Below are 17954 nucleotides of genomic sequence, written 5' to 3' on the forward strand. Positions count from 1 at the left end.
CTGTTTCTTTCACCCTCAGCGATAGTTGCTTCACAACTAGGCAGGCTCACAGTAAACCTGTGCACAATATAGTTATGACCTCGCCTCATGGAGTAAATTCGATTAGCACCAGCGGCCTGCCGCGCGGAGAACTGCTTGGACGTTACACCAGCTATCTCGACGCGCAGAAGCTCGTGGATTACCTGGCCGATAATGATTTCCCGGTCGCCGCGGTAAGCATCGTCGGCAATGACGTACGCACCGTGGAGCGAGTCACCGCGAAACTTTCCTACCCGCGCGTGGCGCTGGCTGGCGCGGCCCAGGGCGGCATGATGGGCCTGTTTGTCGGCCTGCTCCTGACCCTCTTCGGCGGTGGCGGCAACGGGCTGTACCAGATTCTCTCCGCCATCGGCCTGGGCATGGCTATTTGGATGATCGCCGGCGTGATCAGCTATTCGACGCGTCGCGGCAAGCGCGATTTCGCGTCCTCCAGCCAGTTCGTGGCCACCAGCTTTGACGTGGTGGTGGATTTCGAGCATGCGCAGTCGGCCCGCATCCTGGCCTCCAAGCTGCCCATGCGTCCGCAGCAGGCACCTGCGCAACCAGTTGCCCAAGCCCCGCAGCAGCAGCCTGCCGCAGCTGCCGCACCGTCGGCCCAGGCAGCCGCCGCAGTACCGGCCACGCCTGCGCAGCCGGCCTCCGAGGAAGAGCGCAGCTCGCAGTTCCCCGACCTGCCCGATGGGCGTCCCCGCTATGGCGTGCGCGTCAACGAAGCCAAGCCAGCTGCGCCAGTTGCGCCGGTCGAGCAGCCAGCCAAGGACGAAGCGCAAGCACCGGCCGCCGAGGCCAAGGACACGCAGGACCTGTCGCAGGTAGAGCCGCGAGTGGATACTTCGCAGCAGCCTCAGGCCCCGGTCCAGGAACCAGCGCCTCGCAAGGATCCTGAAGCATAGGGACCAGCTAGGCCAAAGAAAGGCATGGGCGCAGTTACCTCGGTAACTGCGCCCATGCCTTTCGCTGGTTAACGCTGCAGGACGAATTAGCCGCGCAATTTAGCCATCCACGCTTCAACTTCCTCAGGCTTGCGTGGCAGGGCAACGCTCAAGTTCTCGGCGCCATCGGCGGTGACCAGGATGTCATCCTCGATGCGCACGCCCAGGCCGCGGTACTCCTCGGGGATCGCCAGATCCTCGTCCTTGAAGTAGAGTCCGGGCTCGATGGTGAAGACCATGCCCTCCTCCAGCTCGGCATCCAGGTACAGCTCGGCGCGTGCCTGGGCGCAGTCGTGCACGTCCAGACCGAGATGGTGGCTGGTGCCATGCGGCATCCAGCGGCGGTGATGCTGCCCCTCTGGATCCATGGCTTCTTCCACAGATACCGGCAAGATGCCCCACTCGGAGAGCCGCTCAGCCAAAACGCGGGTAGCCACCAGATGCAGGTCGCGGAACTTCAGGCCCGGCTTGGCCGCAGCGAAGGCGGCATCGGCGGCATCCAGCACGGCCTGGTAGACCTTGCGCTGCACCTCGGTGTACTTGCCGGACACCGGCAGCGAGCGGGTGATGTCTGCGGTGTACAGGGATTCGGCCTCGACACCTGCATCCAGCAGCAGCACCTCGCCCTGCTTGACGGTTCCGGTGTTGCGGATCCAGTGCAAGATGGTGGCGTTGTTGCCCGAGGCGGCGATGGTGTCGTAGCCCAGCTCGTTGCCTTCAAGCCGGGCGCGGGCGAAGAACGCGCCTTCGACAACGCGTTCGCCGCGTTCGTGCGCGACGGCCTTGTCCAGGTTGCGCACCACGTCTTCGAAGCCGTTGATGGTCGCGGCAACCGACTTGCGCAGTTCGGCGATTTCGTACGCGTCCTTGACCAGGCGAAGCTCGGAAACGAACTCGGCCAGCTCGGTATCCAGGGCATCGCTGGCTTCCAGGTCCTGGCCGGTGTTGATGCGCGAGGTATCCACCAGCGCCTCGATGTTCAGATCCACCTCGCGCACCAGACGGATGCGGATGCCGCCCAGGGCCTGCGGGCCGGAATTCTTGGTGATCGCGATTTCCAGCTGTTCCAACGAATCGGTGGGCATCCCGGTGCGCGCCGACAGCGAGGACAGGGTTGGGCGCGGGCCCACCCAGAATTCGCCGGAACGCGAATTCAAATAGAAATCGGTGGTGTCGCGGCCGGCCATCGGCGCGAAATGCAGGGTGGAAACGTGGTTGGAGCCGTGCTCGCCCACGCCGTCATCGGTCGGTTCCATGACCAGTACGGCGTCGGGCTCGTGGTCGACGCCCAGGCCGGTCAGGTGGGCGAACGCCGAATGCGGGCGGAAACGGTAGTCCGTATCGTTGGAGCGGACCTTGAGCGGGCCTGCCGGAATGACGATGCGCTCACCGGGGAAATTCTCCGAGAGCTTGGCACGGCGAGCGGCTGCGTAGCTGGCAGCGGCATCTTGTTCTGGCAGATCAGAAGTGTCTTGCGCCCACGAGGAGGCCATGAAGTCCTGGAATGCCTTGGACGTTGGACGCTGGGAACGGTTGTTCACGCGGTCTTCCAACGGCTGATCAGTGCTTGGTGCAGATGAATCTTGATTGGTCATGTTCCAAGTGTGTCACCATCAGCTGTATCCCAGCAAAGAATCAGCGCAGGGGATAACCTAGGCATATGCGAATCGACCTGCACACCCACTCCAATGTGTCCGACGGAACTGAAACTCCGGCCGAGCTCATGCGCGCCGCTTCGGTTGCGGGCCTGGATGTCGTGGCGTTGACAGATCATGACCAGACCACCGGTTGGGCCGAAGCCGCGGCGCAAGCCGGGAAGCTGGGACTGGGATTCATACCGGGCATGGAGATCACCTGCCAGGATACCCACGGCATCAGCGTGCATCTGCTCAGCTACCTGCATGACCCCACCTACCAGCCGCTGCTCGATGAGCTGGATATTGCGCTGAACTCGCGGATCGTTCGTGCCCGCCGCATTGTCGACCTGCTGGCCGAGGACTATCCGATCAGCTGGGATCTGGTGGGGGAGCATTGCCTGCCGGGTTCAACCGTGGGCCGCCCGCATATTGCCGATGCGCTGGTGACCGCGGGGGTGGTGGATAACCGCAATGAAGCGTTCGCCAACATCCTCTCCTCGCGTTCGCGCTACTACGTTTCGCATCCAGCGGTGAATCCTGCCACTGCGGTGCAATTGGTGCGGGAAGCCGGTGGCGTTCCGGTGTTCGCGCATCCCAAGGCCTCTGCACGCGGACGGGTAGTTCCCGATTCCACCTTCTACGAGATGATCGATGCCGGGCTAGCGGGGGTCGAAGTGCACCACCGGGACAATACCGCCGAGGGAAAGGCCTGGTTGCTCCAGCTGGCCGCAGATCGCGATCTGATTGTCACCGGATCCTCCGACTACCACGGCACCGGAAAGCTGAACCGGCTCGGCGAGAATCTCACCGAGCCGGAAATGCTGCATAGGATTATTGCCCAGGGGAACGGAACTCAGGCCTCGATATAGCTGGTGCTTCCAGGCAAACGAGCCTTCATCACCTCGATGGCCTCGGGGTTCTGGTCAATCAGCACATACTGGCGTCCCAGCTTCGCGGACACCGCACCGGTGGTGCCTGAGCCGGCAAAGAAGTCCAGCACCCAATCGCCGGGGCGCGACGACGCGGCCACAATCCGGCGCAGCACGCCTTCGGGCTTCTGCGTCGGGTAGCCGGTCTTTTCCTTGCCGGTCGGCGAGACGATGGTGTGCCACCAGACATCGGTCGGCAACTTGCCCAGGGCGCGCTTCTCCGGGGTGACCAGGCCGGGAGCCATATACGGCTCGCGGTCCACCTCGGCCGAATCGAAGTGGTACTTCTTCGGATCCTTCACGTAGACCAGGATGGTGTCGTGCTTGGCCGGCCAGCGGCTCTTGGCGCGGGCACCATAGTCGTAGGCCCAGATCAGTTCGTTCAGGAAGCAGTCCCGGCCGAAAATCCCATCGAGCAGCACCTTCACGTAGTGCACCTCGCGGTAATCGAGGTGCACATAGAGCGTGCCGTCCTCGGCCAGCAGGCGGTGGGCCTCGCGTAGCCGCGGCTCGATGAAGCTGAGGTAGTCGTCGAAGGTATCGTGATACGAACGGGCGATCCCCAGCTCGGTGTTGTACTCGCGTCCCTTGAATCCGGTGCGGTCGCCTTCGCCTTCGGCAGCGCGAACCATGGTGCGCTGGGCACGGGTCTGCTTGCGCCCGGTGTTGAACGGCGGGTCCACATAGATCAAGGTGAAGCTTTGATCGGGCAGGGTGCCAAGGATGGAGAGGTTATCACCGTGATACACGGTATTACCCGAGGCTGGAACGACGGACGCCGGGGCATCCTGCGTTCCAGCGTCGGGCAAAGCTGGTTCTTCGGGTAGAGCGAGCACCGCTGGTGTGGGTTCCTTTCGGAAAAGTTGGCTGACCGGTTGGACTGGGGATTAGTCCTGGCCGCCTGCTTCGGTGCTGCGGGTGCGACGGCGCGGACGGCGTCGGCGGGCAGCGGATGCGCCCTCGGTCGCCTCCTGCTCCCCGCCGGAAGCATGGGTTTCGCGGTGGCGCTCGTTTTCGCGTGCCGGACGGTCCTGTTTGCCCTTGGAGTGGCCGTGGCGTGCGCCCTCCTGTTCGGCGCCGGAGTCCTGCGCACCGCGCTGCTGGGTCTGCTCGCCGTTCACGGTGCGGGTGCGGGTACGCGAATTGCTGCGGCGGCGCGGGGTGCGCGCCGAATCCTCGCGGCGTGGCGAGCCATCGCCCTCAGCTGCCGCGGTCTTCTTGGCACGCTGCAAGCGGCCCTTGGTGCCCTTGGGGATTCCCAAGTCGGCGAAGAAATGCGGCGAGGACGAGTAGGTCTCTACCGGCTCGGGAACGTTCAGGCCCAGCGCCTTGTTGATCAGCGACCAGCGGGGCACCGAATCCCAATCCACGAAGGTGACCGCAATACCGGTGTTGCCGGCACGACCGGTACGGCCTACGCGGTGCAGATAGGTGTTCTCATCATCCGGGCACTGCAGGTTGACCACGTGGGTGACGTCATCCACGTCGATGCCGCGGGCCGCGACATCGGTAGCTACCAGGATGTCGACCTTGCCGGCGCGGAAGGCCTTCAAGGCCTGCTCGCGGGCGCCCTGGCCCAGATCGCCGTGCAGCGAACCGGCGTTGAAGCCGCGGTCCACCAGCTCATCGGACAGCTTGGCAGCCGAGCGCTTGGTCTGGGTGAAGATGATGGTTTTGCCGCGGCCTTCTGCCTGCAGCAGGCGGGCCACCATCTCGTCCTTGTCCATGTTGTGCGCGCGGTAGACCAGCTGGCGGATGTTGCGCTTGGTCAGCGAGTCATCATCACCGGGATCCTGGGCGCGGATGTGGGTGGGACGGGTCATGTAGCGGCGGGCCATGGTGATCACGGCGCCGGGCATGGTGGCCGAGAACAGCATCGCCTGGCGTACCGGCGGCAAGGCGGCCAGAATGCGCTCGACATCGGGCAGGAAGCCCAGGTCCAGCATCTCGTCGGCCTCGTCCAGTACCACGGTGCGAACCTGCTTGAGGTTCAGCACGCGCTGGCGGTTCAGGTCGATCAAGCGGCCCGGGGTGCCGACAATCACGTCGGTGCCGGCCTTCAGGGCATTGATCTGCTCTTCGTAGGGACGGCCGCCGTAGATGGTGGTGATCGAGATGTTCGAGTGCTTCGATGCCTGGGCCAGGTCGGCGCCGACCTGGATGGCCAGCTCGCGGGTCGGGGCCACGATCAGTGCCTGCGGGGCACCGGGGAATTCAAGATCCCCGTAGCCCTTGTCGCCTTCGCGGATCACGCGCTGCAGGGCAGGGATGCCAAAGCCCAGGGTCTTGCCGGTGCCGGTCTTGGCCTGGCCGATGATGTCGTTGCCGCCCAGGGCAACTGGCAGGGTCAGGGCCTGGATGGGGAACGGGTACTCGATCCCGGCTTCCGAAAGCGAAGCAACGATGTCTTCGCGAACCTTCAAATCGGCAAAGCTCTGCTTGATCGGCTCTGCGATGGTTGGCTCATTGTCTTGTGGTTCGGCCACTGGGGCCGAAAGCGTCGTGTCAGTCACGATGTCTTTGTTCTCGTTTCATGTGGGCACGGTCCCTGCTCCATTCCGGCTTGCAACAAGCCAGGAGCATGCGGATACCGCACGAATCCAGCGGAGCCGATCGCTACTTTCACGTTAGGTGGCTTGGTCAAGCACCTGCGGGATGGCGGCCGCTGGGAAGACGCCATAAAACTGTTTCATCTATCAGCCCATTGCGATCGGGCATCCTATTTACTAATAGGCCAAGCATAGCCGGTTTTGCCCGGAAACCCGGGTTTAGGAGTCTCAGGCCACGATTTCGAAGCTGATCTTGCGGGCCACGGGATCAGCTTGGACCAGCTTTACGCGCACCAAGGCGCCCGGCTGGGCGGAACCGGAAAACTCTCCGGTGACCGGTTCATCGGCCAGCTGCAGCACTCCGGGACGAATCTTTCCATCTTCCTTTTGCTCGGCTGACTTCAGCACGATGGCTTGGAATTCTCCCCCGACACGTGTTTTGAGCACATAGGCTTCGAGCAGGTCGACGGCAGCATTGTTCACCCGGTTGGCGGCAATGCTGCTGGTACGCATCAGCCCGGGCAGCTCTTCCAGGGCCGAGGCGAGCTGCTCGGGGATCGGTTGGCCGGTGGAAAGCAGGTGGCAGGTGAGCAGCACGAAGCGGTCCACGAGCCGGCGCAGCGGCGCGGTGGTGTGCGCGTAGGGTGCCGCCAGTGCCGCTTGGATCAGTTCCTCTTCGGGCTGCCCGGCTATGACCCGATAGTCCGCACCGCGGAACAGCGCAGCGGCACGATGCATGATCACCAGTTGCTTCGGGTCGCTGACATCCAATGCATGCAGGTACTGCCCATAGCTTTGCGTTGCGTCCCACGGCGTGCCCAGCAACTGGGTCTGGGTGCGGAATTCCTGCTGGTCCGCTTCATCCGGTGCGGGCATGGTGCGCAGGATGCCCACACCGGCCTCGAGCATGATGCGGGCTGCGGCTATGCCGGTGAGCAGGGAAATCTGCGCGTTGTGCCCTTCCAGGGGCAGCGGGGTGCGGCTGACCAGCTTGTAGCCGTCGCCTGCTTCTTCAATTTCCTGGTCCGGCAGGTTCAATGAGGCGCCGCCGCGCAGTTGCTCCTGCAGCAGGCGCGCAGCACCGATTTCGGCGAGCAATTCCAGCTGCTCATCGGGTTCCCCCGAATCCAGCCGGGCCTGGGCGGAGGCGTAGTCGAGCTGGGCGCGGGAACGGATGCGCGCGCGGTTCAGCTGGACCTCGCCCAGGGCGCCATCGGCATCCAGGGAAATTTTCCAGTGGAAGGCCGGCCGGTCCTGGTCTGGCAGCAGCGAGCCCTGGTCTTCGGAAATCAGGGGCGGGTGCAAGGTGATCTTGCGGTGCGGCAGGTAATAGGTCTGACCGCGTTGGCGGGCCACCTGGTCCAGCTGGCTGCCCAAGGTCACGAACGCGGGAACGTCCGCGATCGCATAGTGCACGGTATAGCCCTGGCCGTTTCGTTCAAGGAACATCGCCTGGTCGAGATCGGTGGCGCCGAGCGGGTCAATGGTGAAGAACGGGATGCCGGTGGCGTCTTCTTCGGGGTGCTGGACCTGGGCTACCGCCAGTTCCGCGGCTTTCAGGGTTTGCTCGTCGAAGGGTGCCGGTACCTCGAACTCTGCTTCAAGGCCGAGCAGTAGCTGGGCCAGCGAGTTGGCGGGAACCGGGCGGGGGCTGCGGATTCTTCGTTCAGTCACCCCTTAGCAATACCATGACTCGGTGAGTCAAATCACCATTTGGGCGAAGAAATAGCCGGTTTCGCTTCTAAGCGAAACCGGCCACCAGCTGCCAAGGCGATGCCTCGGCGCGCAACAAGCTCTACTGTGCGAAGCCGACGCGGCGGACTTCTTCCGGGCCAACCTCAACGTAAGCGATGCCAGCAGCAGGCACCAGGACCTCGCGGCCCTTTGGATCCTTCAGTGCCAGAACGGTGCCGTCGGCGATCGCCTTCGAGACCAGCTCATTGACTTCGGCGTTGCTGAGCTCGGATTCAAGTACAACTTCGCGGGCTACATTCTGAATGCCAATGCGGATTTCCATGATTGTCGCAGATCCTCTCGAACGAAATAGGTGTCCCGTATGGGGCCTCTGAACACTAATTTAGCTAGTTTTCTTTCGGGAACTGCGAAATTCCGCGCCAAGCTAAACGGGAGATGAGATCCACGGCGGCATTCTGGTCCACCGAGGAGCTGCTGGTGGCCCAGTAACGCGCCGAAACCTGGGAGAGGCCTGCCAGGGCACGGCCTGCCAGCAGGCCTTCCTCCTCGCTCATGTCGGTATCTTCGACCACGACGCGGGCGATGGAGGAAGCCAGCGAACTGTTGAACTGCTCGATGCGATGGGCGATCAGCGGGTCCGAGAGCACATCGGATTCGAAGATCAGGCGGTACGCCTGGGATTCGCCCTTGATGTAGCTGTAGTAGGTGTTGATGGTGGCGAAGACGCGCTCGCGATTGTCGCTGGTGGAGCGGATCGCTTCATCCAGCTGACGGCTGAAGTCGGCCAGGTGCGAATCCAGCAAGGCGAGGTAGAGTTCGCGTTTGCCGGGGAAATGCTGGTAGAGCACCGGTTTGGAAACCAGGGCGACTTCAGCGATTTCGTCCATGGACGCACCATGGTACCCATGGGCCACGAAAACCTGGTGCGCTGCCTGCAGCAGCTGGCGACGACGCGCTTCACGGGGCATCCGTTGCGGGCGGGTGCCTTTGATATTTTCGAGTTCCGTCATGTCGAATGGGGCCTTTCCAGCTGCAGAGTGATCAGCTCCCAAGTCATCAAAGGAATTCTCGGGTGGATAATCTACTTGGAAGTAGTATTCCATGCTTCTGTGCGGAAAGTGGAAATATGCTGGGGGAAATCAGGTTTTCTACGCTGATTTGGCTTCCGGGGCGGCTGGACAGTTGCCCAGGGCCTGCGTAGTCTCCGATTTCCCGGGCTCCGGCTGCGAGAGCTCCAAGCCGTAGAGGGTTTCCAGGGCCGAGACGTATTCGCCGGTGCGGCCTTCGCCTGCCAGTTCGCGGGCACGCACGGTAGGCACATGCAAAAGCTGGCGCACCATGCGGCGCATGGCCAGCTCGACTTCCTCGGCTGCGGCGCTGCAGCCGTGCTGGGCACGGACCTTCGCGATCTCGGCATCCAGAACGGCTTTGGTGTGCTGGCGCAGCGCGACAATCGCGAAGTCGGCCTCGCGTTCACGCTGAGCGGCGGCAAATTCTGCGGTGGCGTTCTTGACGATGCGGCTAGCCGCGTGAACGGCCGTGGCCTGCTCGGTCGGGGCGGCCATGCGCACCGATTCCAAGGTAATCAGTTCAACATCGGGCAGTTCGACCATGGTCGGATCGAAGTCGTGGGTGAGCGCCATGTCGATGGCGATCAGCGGGTGCTTCTTCACGCGCAGCGCTTCAAGCTCTGCACGGGCCAACTGGTGACCGCCGCCGGAGCAGCCGACGATGATGTCAGCTTCGCGCAGGGCCTGCGGCAGCAATTCGTCGCTGAGCGGGAAGCCGCCGCGCTTCGCGGTGAAATCTGCGGCGCGCCCGGAATGGGAGTAAACCGAAATGCGCTGGACGCCGCGTTCCTTGAGCAACGCCATGGTGGCGCCAGCGTAGGAACCGGTGCCAAAGAGCACAACATCCTGCTCGGACCAGTCGCGGTCTTCAGTGGCCAGTTCTTCGGCCAGATCGAGGGCCACCGAAACCACGGACTTGCCCTGGGTGCCAAGGTCTGTATTCGAACCGACATCCTTGGCCGCGCGGGTGGCGTTCTGGAACAGGCGGGTGAGGTTGCTGGTTGTGGTCTTCTCTTGCTGCGCCTGGGTCAGTGCTCGACGCACCTGGCCAGCGATTTCGCGTTCGCCGACAACGGCCGAGTCCAGTCCGGCGCCTACGGAGAAGAGGTGCTCAACTACCGGGTCGCCTTCCAGCGTGGTGAGGCGGCGGGCCAGGAATTCGGGGGAGAGGTCGGTGCTTGCTGCCAGCTCGTTGACCAGATGTTCTGCTGCGTCCTCCACGTGGTCCACGTCTGCGTAGACTTCGAAGCGGTTGCAGGTGGCCAGCACGACGGCGCCATTGATAGCCGCCGAACCGTTAACGGAGGCAGCTGCCAGCCCGTCGGCCGAAGCACTGATTTGTGCGACGGTCTCCAGATCGAGCTGGGAATGCGATGCGACAAGAGATAAGAAAACCACAGTGACCCCAGAATAGGCCGGAAAATACCGGCAGACAACGCAGGTGTGCCTAAATCCGCATGGTTCCAAGGGGTTAGTTTGCTCACCTTCCCCTGCGGGCGAACGCAGTAAATGGGCTTTTAATCTGAAGAGTTGGCAGAATTGGGGCATGACCCTGTCGCAGAACCATCCGTTGATTGATGGACGTACCCAAGATTCCGCTTTGATCCACGCTTTGACCGGCAAGAAGCCGTCGCATCACCCGGTGTGGTTCATGCGCCAGGCTGGCCGCTCGCTGCCTGAATACCTGAAGCTGCGTGAAGGAGTGAGCATGCTCGACTCCTGCCTTGACCCTGCCATGGCCAGCGAGATCACCTTGCAGCCGGTGCGCCGCCACAAGGTGGACGCCGGCATCTTCTTCTCGGACATCGTCATCCCGCTGCGCCTTGCAGGCATTGGCGTGGACATCGTGCCAGGCGTTGGCCCGGTGCTGGACACCCCGATTCGCACCAGGGAGCAGGTAGCTGCCCTTCCGGAGCTGACGGACGAGTCGCTGGAACCCATCCGCGAAGCCGTGCGCTTGACCGTGGCCGAGCTGGGCAAGACCCCGCTGATCGGTTTCGCCGGTGCGCCATTCACCGTGGCCGCCTACATGGTCGAGGGCAAGCCAAGCCGAGACCACCTGGGACCGCGCACCATGATGCACACCGACCCGGACGTCTGGGACGGACTGATGACCTGGGCTGCCGACGCCTCGGGCAAGTTCCTGCGGGCGCAGGTTGAAGCCGGCGCCTCGGCCGCGCAGCTCTTCGACTCCTGGGCTGGTTCGCTCTCGCTTCCGGACTACCAGAAGCACGTCGCCCCGTACTCGGTGAAGTCCCTGGACTACGTCCGCGACCTGGGCGTGCCGTTGATCCACTTCGGCACCGGCACCGGCGAACTGCTCACCGCCATGCGCGATGCTGGCGTGGATACCGTGGGCGTGGATTACCGCATCCCGCTGGAAACCGCGATTGAACGCTTGGGCCAGGACGTTTCGGTCCAGGGCAACATCGACCCGGCGTTGCTCGATGCCCCGTGGGAAGTTCTCGAGGCGCACGTGCGCGAAGTGGTTGCAGCAGGCAAGAAGGCCCGCGGACATGTGGTGAACCTGGGCCATGGCGTTCCGCCAACCACCGACCCAACCGTGTTGACCCGTGTGGTGGAGCTCATTCACTCGCTGTAATTCAACAGGTCTAAGCTAGGTTTAACGCTGTGTTCCAACTGGCCCCCGAGGCCATGGGCAGGGAACAGGGCATCGGCATATTGTGAAGGTAGAAGGTGCTAGGCACGTGAGCAAGGAACAGCGCAATCTGCGCGCAGGGGATTCAGCTGAAGCCACCGGGGCGTCCAAACCGCGACGCGATATTGCCAACGATGCCGCAGCGCATGCCTTGCGCCTGCTGGAAAAGGTGCGCAGCGCCAGCGAAGCACGCCTAGCGAAGAGCGAATCGGCCGATCAGGCCCAGAAGCCATTGGCCCCGCATGCGGTGGTGATCGGTGGCGGCATCGCCGGCCTGGTCGCTGCCCGTGAACTTCGCCAGACCGGACACGAAGTGACCGTGCTGGAAGCAACCGCGAACTTCGGTGGCTGCGTGCGCACCACCGAAGTTGCCGGCATGGAGATTGATGCTGGCGCGGAATCCTTCGCCCTGCGTGGCGGCATTGTTTCCTCCTACCTCGACGAGCTGGATCTAGGCGGGCAGATCGCCAGGACCTCCGGAGAGCGGGCCTGGCTCATCCAGGGGGAAGAGCAGGAAATTCATGCTCACCAGATGCCTGCCACCGCAATGCTGGGCATCCCGGGCAATGTGCGCACCGACGAGGTGCGCGGCATCATTGGCCGACCGGCCACCGTGCGTGCCGCAGCGGATCTGATCACGCCAATGAACAAGAAGTGGGCCACGGAGAACCTGACCATCGCTGAAGTGGTCCGTTCCCGCATGGGACAGGCGGTACTGGACCAGCTGGTGGCCCCGGTCATCAACGGCGTCTATTCCACCGACCCTGCCAAGATTTCCATTGACGCCGCCGCGCCTGGACTGCGCCAAGCCATGCAGGAGACCGGTTCGCTGGCCCGCGCCGTCACCCGGCTGCAGGCTTCGGCTCCGGCTGGTTCCCGTGTGGCTGGCCTCAACGGCGGCATGTACACCATGGTCGAAGCCCTGGTGTCCCAGCTGGAGCAGGCTGGCGTTGCGCTGGTGCGCAATTCGCCGGTGACCTCCTTGCGCCACGATGCGCAGTCGCCAACTCCGTATGCAGTCACGACCTTGGGCCATGAACTGCTCGCTGACCGGGTAGTTCTCGCGACGCCGGCCGAGCCGGCACTGGACCTGCTGAACCCCCTGCTGGCACCAGAAGAGCGGATCGCCGGCGAAAGCGGTGCCAATGCCATTGCCTTGGCGATCTTGGTGGTCGATAAGCCGGAACTCGATGATGCCCCGCGCGGATCGGGTGTGCTGGTCTCCAGGAACGCCCCGCTGACGGCCAAGGCGCTGACCCATTCCACGGCCAAGTGGCCCTGGCTCGCCGCAGAGGCCGGCCCTGGCACCCACATACTGCGCCTGTCCTTTGGACGAATCGGCGAACATGAGCAACTTGTCGAATCCGGAGATGATTCAGCTCTCATCGACCAGGCAATCAAAGATGCTTCAAAGATTCTCGGTGTTCAATTGCATCTTGATGATGTCTTGGGCAGCACCGTTTCACGCTTCAGCGACATGGTTCCGCTGCAGGGCCAGGCCGCTACCGCGCGCCGCGCGCAACTGCAGCGCAGCCTGTCGGGCTTCGAAGGGCTCGATGTGGTTGGCGCATGGATTGCCGGCACCGGACTGGCGCGAGTTATCGCCCAAGCCCGCAGTGCCGTCGCGATCAGCGCCCGCTAACCGCACCCGGGCCAACTATCCTGGACTTTTGTCCGAAACCAGATCAAGGAGAATATCAAGTGAGCAACGCACCGGAGCATAATTCCCCAGTAATTCGTGAACGCGAAAATGCAGGAGAAAACCCGACGTTCTTCTACACTCTCTGGACCATTTTCAAGCGTTCGGAAATTGTCGAGCGTTCCGAGGCTGCTGCCGCTGAATTCGATGCGCTGGTCGCCGAGCTGGCCGCCGAAGGCGCCACCGTGCGCGGCATCTACGACGTTTCGGCCATGCGCGAGGACGCTGACGTGATGTTCTGGGTGCACGGGCCATCGGCCCAGCTGCTGCAGGCATCGATGCGCAAGATCCGCCGTTCGGCCCTGCTGGCCGGCACCGAAATCGTTTACTCCACCATGGCCGTGCACCGTGAAGCGGAATTCGCCAAGGACCACTCGCCAGCGTTCGCGCGCGGCCTGGATCCGAAGGAATGGATGACCGTTTACCCATTCGTCCGCTCCACCGAGTGGTACACCCTGGATCCGGCGGCCCGCGGCAAGATGCTGCGCGACCACGGCATCCTGGGCCGCGAATTCCCGAACGTGCTGGCCAACACCGTAGCGGCCTTCTCCTTCGGCGACTACGAATGGCAGATCTGCCTCGAAGCCGACGACATGATCGATCTCGTCGACATGATGCGCCACCTGCGCTACACCGAAGCCCGCCACCATGTGCGTGAGGAGACTCCGTTCTACACCGGCCGCCGCATCTCGGCAGCTGAAGCGCTAGAGGTACTGAAGTGAGCCAGGCCTTTGACCCCCGCGAGGGATATGACCGCAACGGCCAGATGATTCCCAAGTCCTACGATGCCATCTTGCTGGCATCCTTCGGCGGACCGGAAGGGCAGGATGATGTCATCCCGTTCCTGCGCAAGGTCACCGAGGGCCGCGGCATCCCTGACGAGCGCCTGGAAGAAGTTGCGGTGCACTACCGCAAGAACGGCGGCGTCTCGCCAATCAACGCGCAGAACCGTGCACTGAAGGCCGCGCTGGAGGCAGAGCTGGCTACCCGCGGCATCGACCTGCCCATCTACTGGGGCAACCGCAACTGGCACCCGTTTATCGACGACACCCTCAAGCAGCTGGCTGCCGACGGCCACCGCAAGGTGCTGCTTATGGGCACCGGCGCCTACTCCGGCTACTCGGCCTGCCGCCAGTACCGCGAGGATGCGGGCATGGGCCTAGTCAACACCGGGCTGGACGGTGTGGTGGAAGTGGACAAGCTGCGCCAGTTCTTCGACACTCCTGCCTTCGTGACGCCCTTTGCGCAGTCCTTGCGTTCCTCGCTGGCCAATGTGCGTGCGCAGCTGGCCGAAGCGGGCAAGGAAGACGGGGCGATCAAGATCGTCTTCGTCACACACTCCATTCCGATGGCCGACGCCGAGGCCGCAGGACCCGAAGGTATCCGGGCCGCAGGCTACGGGAATCTCTACACCAGCCAGCACCAGGCGGTGGCCAACTACATCCTGTCCCAGGTGGAGGAGGCCAAGGGCCTGGACCACAGCCTGGTCTACCAGTCCCGCTCCGGGGCACCGCATGTGCCATGGCTGGAACCGGATATCAACGACGCGCTGGAAGAGGATGCCGCAGCCGGTGTCGCCGGCGTCGTGGTCGTGCCCATCGGCTTCATCTCGGACCACATGGAAGTCATGTGGGATCTGGATACCGAAGCCAAGGACAGCTGCGCCCAACTGGGCCTGGCCTTTGACCGCGTCGCCACCCCGGGCACCCACCAGGCGTTCATCTCCGGACTGGTGGACTTGGTCGAAGAACGCCTGGCCGGCCCCGATGGCAAGGCCCTGCGCGCCGGCCGCACCTCGGTTCTCGAATGCGGCCCATGGTTTGATGTCTGCCGTCCGGGCTGCTGCGAGAAGCGCGCCCTGGACGGAACCTTGCGCCCGACCATCGGCGCAGTCGATTCAGAAGTTGGTGTACCCCAGCCATGACCGAAGCATTTCGCGTAGGAACGCGCGGCAGCGCGCTGGCGACCACCCAGACCGGATGGGCCGCGCAGAAGCTGGCCGGGATTTCCGGGTTGGCCGCGCAGACCGTGCTGGTCAAGACCGAAGGCGATGTGGTGACCGGCTCGCTGGCCACCCTCGGAGGCACCGGCGTCTTCGCCGCCGCGCTGCGCCAGCACCTGCTCGATTCCGGCTGCGACCTGGCCGTGCACTCGCTCAAGGACCTGCCCACTGCGCAGCCCGAGGGCCTGGTCCTGGCCTCGATCCCGCCGCGCGAGGATGTCCGCGATGCCCTGTGCTCGCGCGACTCGCTGGGCTTGGACCAGCTGCCCCAGGGTGCGAAGATCGGTACCGGTTCGCCGCGCCGTGCAGCCCAGCTGCTGGCCTACCGCAGCGACTTCGAGATTGTCGATATCCGCGGCAACGTCCCCACCCGCTTGGGCCGGGTCAAGGGTGTCGGGAAGACGCTGGATGATGGCAGCGTGGGCCGCGGCACCCAGGGTGACCTGGACGCGGTGATCCTGGCAGCTGCCGGGATGCGCCGCCTGGGCTTGGACAAGCACATCACCGAGTACCTGGATCCCTCCATCATGCTGCCCGCCCCGGGCCAGGGCGCCTTGGCGCTGGAAACCCGTACCGCGGGCACCGGCCACGGCGCATTGGATGCGGCTCTGGCGCAGTTCGATGATGCCGCTACCCGCATGCAGGTGGAGGCCGAACGTGCGCTGCTCTCCGAATTGGAAGCCGGCTGTGCTGCCCCGATTGGCGCCTTGGCCCATATCGAGGGCGATGAGCTGGTCCTCGATGCGGTCGCCTGCAACCCCGATGGCTCGCAGACCATGCGCCGCAGTGCGCGGATCTCCTGCAGCACGGCGGATGCAGCACAGCAGCTGGGCCGTTCGCTGGCGCAGTCGATGATCGCTGATGGCGCTGCCGTAGTTGCCGGGCTGGCCTAGTTCCGGACCATGGCTTATCAAGTACTGATCCTGCGCAACCCGGCACGTGCCGCGGCCACCGTGCAGGAATTCGATCGGCTGGGCATCACCTCGTGGTGCGCCCAGCTGATCGAAACTGTTTGGCCCGCCGACCGCAGCGCATTGCAGCGCATGGCCAGCGATCTGGTCGCCGGAGACTACTCCTGGCTGGTCTTCACCTCGGTGAATACCGTCAAGGTGGTGCAGCAGGTGCTGGCTGGAGCGCTCCTGCCGGAGCAGCTGCGTCTGGCCTCGGTTGGAGAGAAGACCACCGAGGCCATCAAGCGGCACTTGGGCCGCAGCGTGGACTTCGAAGCTGAAGAGCAATCGGCTGCCGGCATGCTTGCGGCATGGATCCCTGAGCCGGGTGCCAGGATCTGCTATCCGCACGGCGATCTGGCCAGCTCCACGCTGGCTGATGGGCTGGGCAAATACCCGGTGCAGGTCAACGAATTCATTGCCTATGAAACCGTGGATGCCCCGGCGCCCGGCACCCCGGTCTCTGAGCCGGAAGCGGCAGCCGGACTCAACGTCCTACCGGCGAACCGGATCGGTGACAGACTGGAAGAACAGGATTTGGTGGTCTTCTCGGCGCCCAGCGTGGTCCGCCGCTTCGTGCAGCTGGCAGGGACGCAGCTGCCCGGGAAGCTGCAGACCATCGCGATTGGCCATCCAACGGCCCGGGCTATGGAGCGTGCCGGGCTGCCGGTGCATGCCGTGGCCTCCGCTCCCACCCCGCAGGGCCTGGCCCGTGCGGCCCAAGATTTGCTCCGGCACCGGTAACTCCGGGACCGGAAGTGTGCACAACGGAATAAGAAGTTATGAGAACTGGAGAAAGAGGAGCCATGGGTTTCCCTCAGCATCGCCCGCGCCGGTTGCGGCAGAATCCTGCCATCCGCCGCCTGGTGGCAGAAAATGAGCTTTCGGCACGCCAACTGATCTTGCCTGCCTTCGTGCGCGAGGGACTGGTCGAACCCAACGAGATCACCTCCATGCCGGGGGTCTACCAGCACACCATGGACTCGCTGAAGGCTGCCGCGGCGTACGCGGCCGAGCTGGGGCTGGGTGGCATCATGCTCTTTGGCATCCCGGAAGTACGCGACGAGAACGGCTCGGCCGGTCTGGACCCGCAGGGCATCTTGAACCGCGGCATTGCCGCGGTGCGCGCCGAGGTAGGCGATGAACTGGTAGTCATGTCCGATGTCTGCCTGGATGAATTCACCTCGCACGGCCATTGCGGCGTGCTCGATGCCCAGGGCAACGTGGATAACGATGCCACCTTGGAAATCTACGGCCAGATGGCAGTGGCCCAGGCCGAGGCCGGCGCCCACATGCTGGGCCCGTCGGGCATGATGGACGGCCAGATCGGCGTCATCCGCCAGGCACTGGATGCTGCCGGGCGCCAGGATGTCTCCATCCTCGCCTACAGCGCCAAGTACGCCAGCGCCTTCTACGGCCCGTTCCGCGAGGCAGTGGACTCCCAGCTGGTGGGGGACCGCCGCACCTACCAGATGGATTCGGCCAACCGCAGCGAAGCGGTGCTGGAAGCTGAACTGGATATTGCCGAAGGCGCGGACATGATCATGGTCAAGCCGGCCATGAGCTACCTGGATATCGTGCGCGATATTGCCGATATTTCCCCAGTTCCAGTCTCCGCCTACCAGATTTCCGGCGAGTACTCGATGATCGAGGCCGCCGCCGCCAACGGCTGGATTGACCGCAAGGCGTCCGTGCTTGAATCGCTGCTGTCGATCAAGCGCTCCGGTGCCCAGCAGATCCTCACCTACTATGCAGCCGAAGTTGCCGGCTGGCTCAAGGAAGGCAAGTAATAA

Annotated in this window: 16 protein-coding genes; 9 read left to right on the top strand and 7 right to left on the bottom strand. The window is 63.8% G+C overall.

Translation table 11 applies throughout. The annotated features are described in order from the left end of the window. Window positions 1–74 precede the first annotated feature (74 nt). Window positions 75–932 (top strand): YflT domain-containing protein, encoded by an 858-nt coding sequence (locus AC1Z36_RS09030; RefSeq protein ID WP_181148842.1) that lies wholly within the window; start codon window positions 75–77, stop codon window positions 930–932. 86 nt (window positions 933–1018) lie between these two features. Here the strand turns inward: AC1Z36_RS09030 and AC1Z36_RS09035 are convergent, their stop codons facing one another. Next, window positions 1019–2566 carry an aminopeptidase P family protein gene (locus AC1Z36_RS09035; RefSeq protein WP_105661513.1) on the bottom strand — a complete coding sequence of 516 codons (1548 nt, stop codon included), beginning with the start codon at window positions 2564–2566 and terminating at the stop codon, window positions 1019–1021. 65 nt (window positions 2567–2631) lie between these two features. Between AC1Z36_RS09035 and AC1Z36_RS09040 the strand changes: the two genes are divergently transcribed. Next, window positions 2632–3477, top strand: coding sequence for a PHP domain-containing protein (locus AC1Z36_RS09040; RefSeq protein ID WP_105661512.1), 846 nt, complete (start codon window positions 2632–2634; stop codon window positions 3475–3477). Here the strand turns inward: AC1Z36_RS09040 and AC1Z36_RS09045 are convergent. The 6 genes from AC1Z36_RS09045 to AC1Z36_RS09070 form a co-directional block, all read right to left on the bottom strand. Then, complete coding sequence (locus tag AC1Z36_RS09045) at window positions 3462–4346, bottom strand: DNA-methyltransferase (protein WP_105657678.1); 885 nt, start codon at window positions 4344–4346, stop codon at window positions 3462–3464. The genes AC1Z36_RS09040 and AC1Z36_RS09045 overlap by 16 nt on opposite strands. Before the next feature lie 78 nt (window positions 4347–4424). Further along, entirely contained in the window at window positions 4425–6050 is a 1626-nt protein-coding gene (locus AC1Z36_RS09050; RefSeq protein ID WP_105657519.1) for a DEAD/DEAH box helicase, read from the bottom strand. Between the two features lie 264 nt (window positions 6051–6314). Further along, on the bottom strand, window positions 6315–7760 hold the full coding sequence (locus AC1Z36_RS09055) for an RNB domain-containing ribonuclease (RefSeq protein ID WP_105661511.1): 1446 nt from the start codon (window positions 7758–7760) through the stop codon (window positions 6315–6317). 121 nt (window positions 7761–7881) lie between these two features. Then, window positions 7882–8103, bottom strand: a complete 222-nt coding sequence (locus AC1Z36_RS09060; RefSeq protein WP_105657517.1) for a DUF3107 domain-containing protein — start codon at window positions 8101–8103, stop codon at window positions 7882–7884. Window positions 8104–8167: 64 nt separating this feature from the next. Further along, a complete protein-coding gene (locus tag AC1Z36_RS09065; protein ID WP_105657677.1) occupies window positions 8168–8791 on the bottom strand; it encodes a TetR/AcrR family transcriptional regulator in 624 nt (207 codons plus the stop codon). Between the two features lie 138 nt (window positions 8792–8929). Then, complete coding sequence (locus AC1Z36_RS09070) at window positions 8930–10249, bottom strand: glutamyl-tRNA reductase (RefSeq protein WP_402741132.1); 1320 nt, start codon at window positions 10247–10249, stop codon at window positions 8930–8932. A 148-nt stretch (window positions 10250–10397) separates the two neighbouring features. Between AC1Z36_RS09070 and hemE the strand changes: the two genes are divergently transcribed. The 7 genes from hemE (at window position 10398) to hemB (ending at window position 17951) form a co-directional block, all read left to right on the top strand. Then, entirely contained in the window at window positions 10398–11453 is a 1056-nt protein-coding gene (gene hemE / locus AC1Z36_RS09075; protein WP_332594821.1) for a uroporphyrinogen decarboxylase, read from the top strand. 106 nt (window positions 11454–11559) lie between these two features. Next, window positions 11560–13152, top strand: coding sequence for a protoporphyrinogen oxidase (gene hemG, locus AC1Z36_RS09080; RefSeq protein ID WP_483561191.1), 1593 nt, complete (start codon window positions 11560–11562; stop codon window positions 13150–13152). Window positions 13153–13244: 92 nt separating this feature from the next. Next, a complete protein-coding gene (gene hemQ / locus AC1Z36_RS09085) occupies window positions 13245–13931 on the top strand; it encodes a hydrogen peroxide-dependent heme synthase (RefSeq protein WP_105657676.1) in 687 nt (228 codons plus the stop codon). After that, window positions 13928–15133 (top strand): ferrochelatase, encoded by a 1206-nt coding sequence (locus AC1Z36_RS09090; protein WP_105657513.1) that lies wholly within the window; start codon window positions 13928–13930, stop codon window positions 15131–15133. The genes hemQ and AC1Z36_RS09090 overlap by 4 nt, the downstream gene beginning before the upstream one ends. Beyond that, a complete protein-coding gene (gene hemC, locus AC1Z36_RS09095; protein ID WP_105657512.1) occupies window positions 15130–16104 on the top strand; it encodes a hydroxymethylbilane synthase in 975 nt (324 codons plus the stop codon). Before AC1Z36_RS09090 ends, hemC begins: the two co-directional genes overlap by 4 nt. A 9-nt stretch (window positions 16105–16113) precedes the next feature. Continuing rightward, window positions 16114–16905: a uroporphyrinogen-III synthase gene (locus AC1Z36_RS09100; RefSeq protein ID WP_105657511.1), complete on the top strand. Its 792-nt coding sequence runs from the start codon at window positions 16114–16116 to the stop codon at window positions 16903–16905. A 62-nt stretch (window positions 16906–16967) separates the two neighbouring features. Further along, complete coding sequence (hemB, locus tag AC1Z36_RS09105) at window positions 16968–17951, top strand: porphobilinogen synthase (protein WP_105657510.1); 984 nt, start codon at window positions 16968–16970, stop codon at window positions 17949–17951. Window positions 17952–17954: the final 3 nt, after the last annotated feature.

The organism is Glutamicibacter sp. BS14, assembly GCF_056934375.1.

Excerpts from the sequence above, each read along its gene's own strand:
- AC1Z36_RS09035 (WP_105661513.1), bottom strand. The coding sequence starts at position 2,566 with ATGACCAATCAAGATTCATCTGCACCAAGCACTGATCAGCCGTTGGAA.
- AC1Z36_RS09040 (WP_105661512.1), top strand. The coding sequence starts at position 2,632 with ATGCGAATCGACCTGCACACCCACTCCAATGTGTCCGACGGAACTGAA.
- hemE (WP_332594821.1), top strand. The coding sequence starts at position 10,398 with ATGACCCTGTCGCAGAACCATCCGTTGATTGATGGACGTACCCAAGAT.
- AC1Z36_RS09100 (WP_105657511.1), top strand. The coding sequence starts at position 16,114 with ATGGCTTATCAAGTACTGATCCTGCGCAACCCGGCACGTGCCGCGGCC.
- AC1Z36_RS09060 (WP_105657517.1), bottom strand. The coding sequence starts at position 8,103 with ATGGAAATCCGCATTGGCATTCAGAATGTAGCCCGCGAAGTTGTACTT.
- AC1Z36_RS09065 (WP_105657677.1), bottom strand. The coding sequence starts at position 8,791 with ATGACGGAACTCGAAAATATCAAAGGCACCCGCCCGCAACGGATGCCC.
- hemC (WP_105657512.1), top strand. The coding sequence starts at position 15,130 with ATGACCGAAGCATTTCGCGTAGGAACGCGCGGCAGCGCGCTGGCGACC.
- hemB (WP_105657510.1), top strand. The coding sequence starts at position 16,968 with ATGGGTTTCCCTCAGCATCGCCCGCGCCGGTTGCGGCAGAATCCTGCC.
- AC1Z36_RS09030 (WP_181148842.1), top strand. The coding sequence starts at position 75 with ATGACCTCGCCTCATGGAGTAAATTCGATTAGCACCAGCGGCCTGCCG.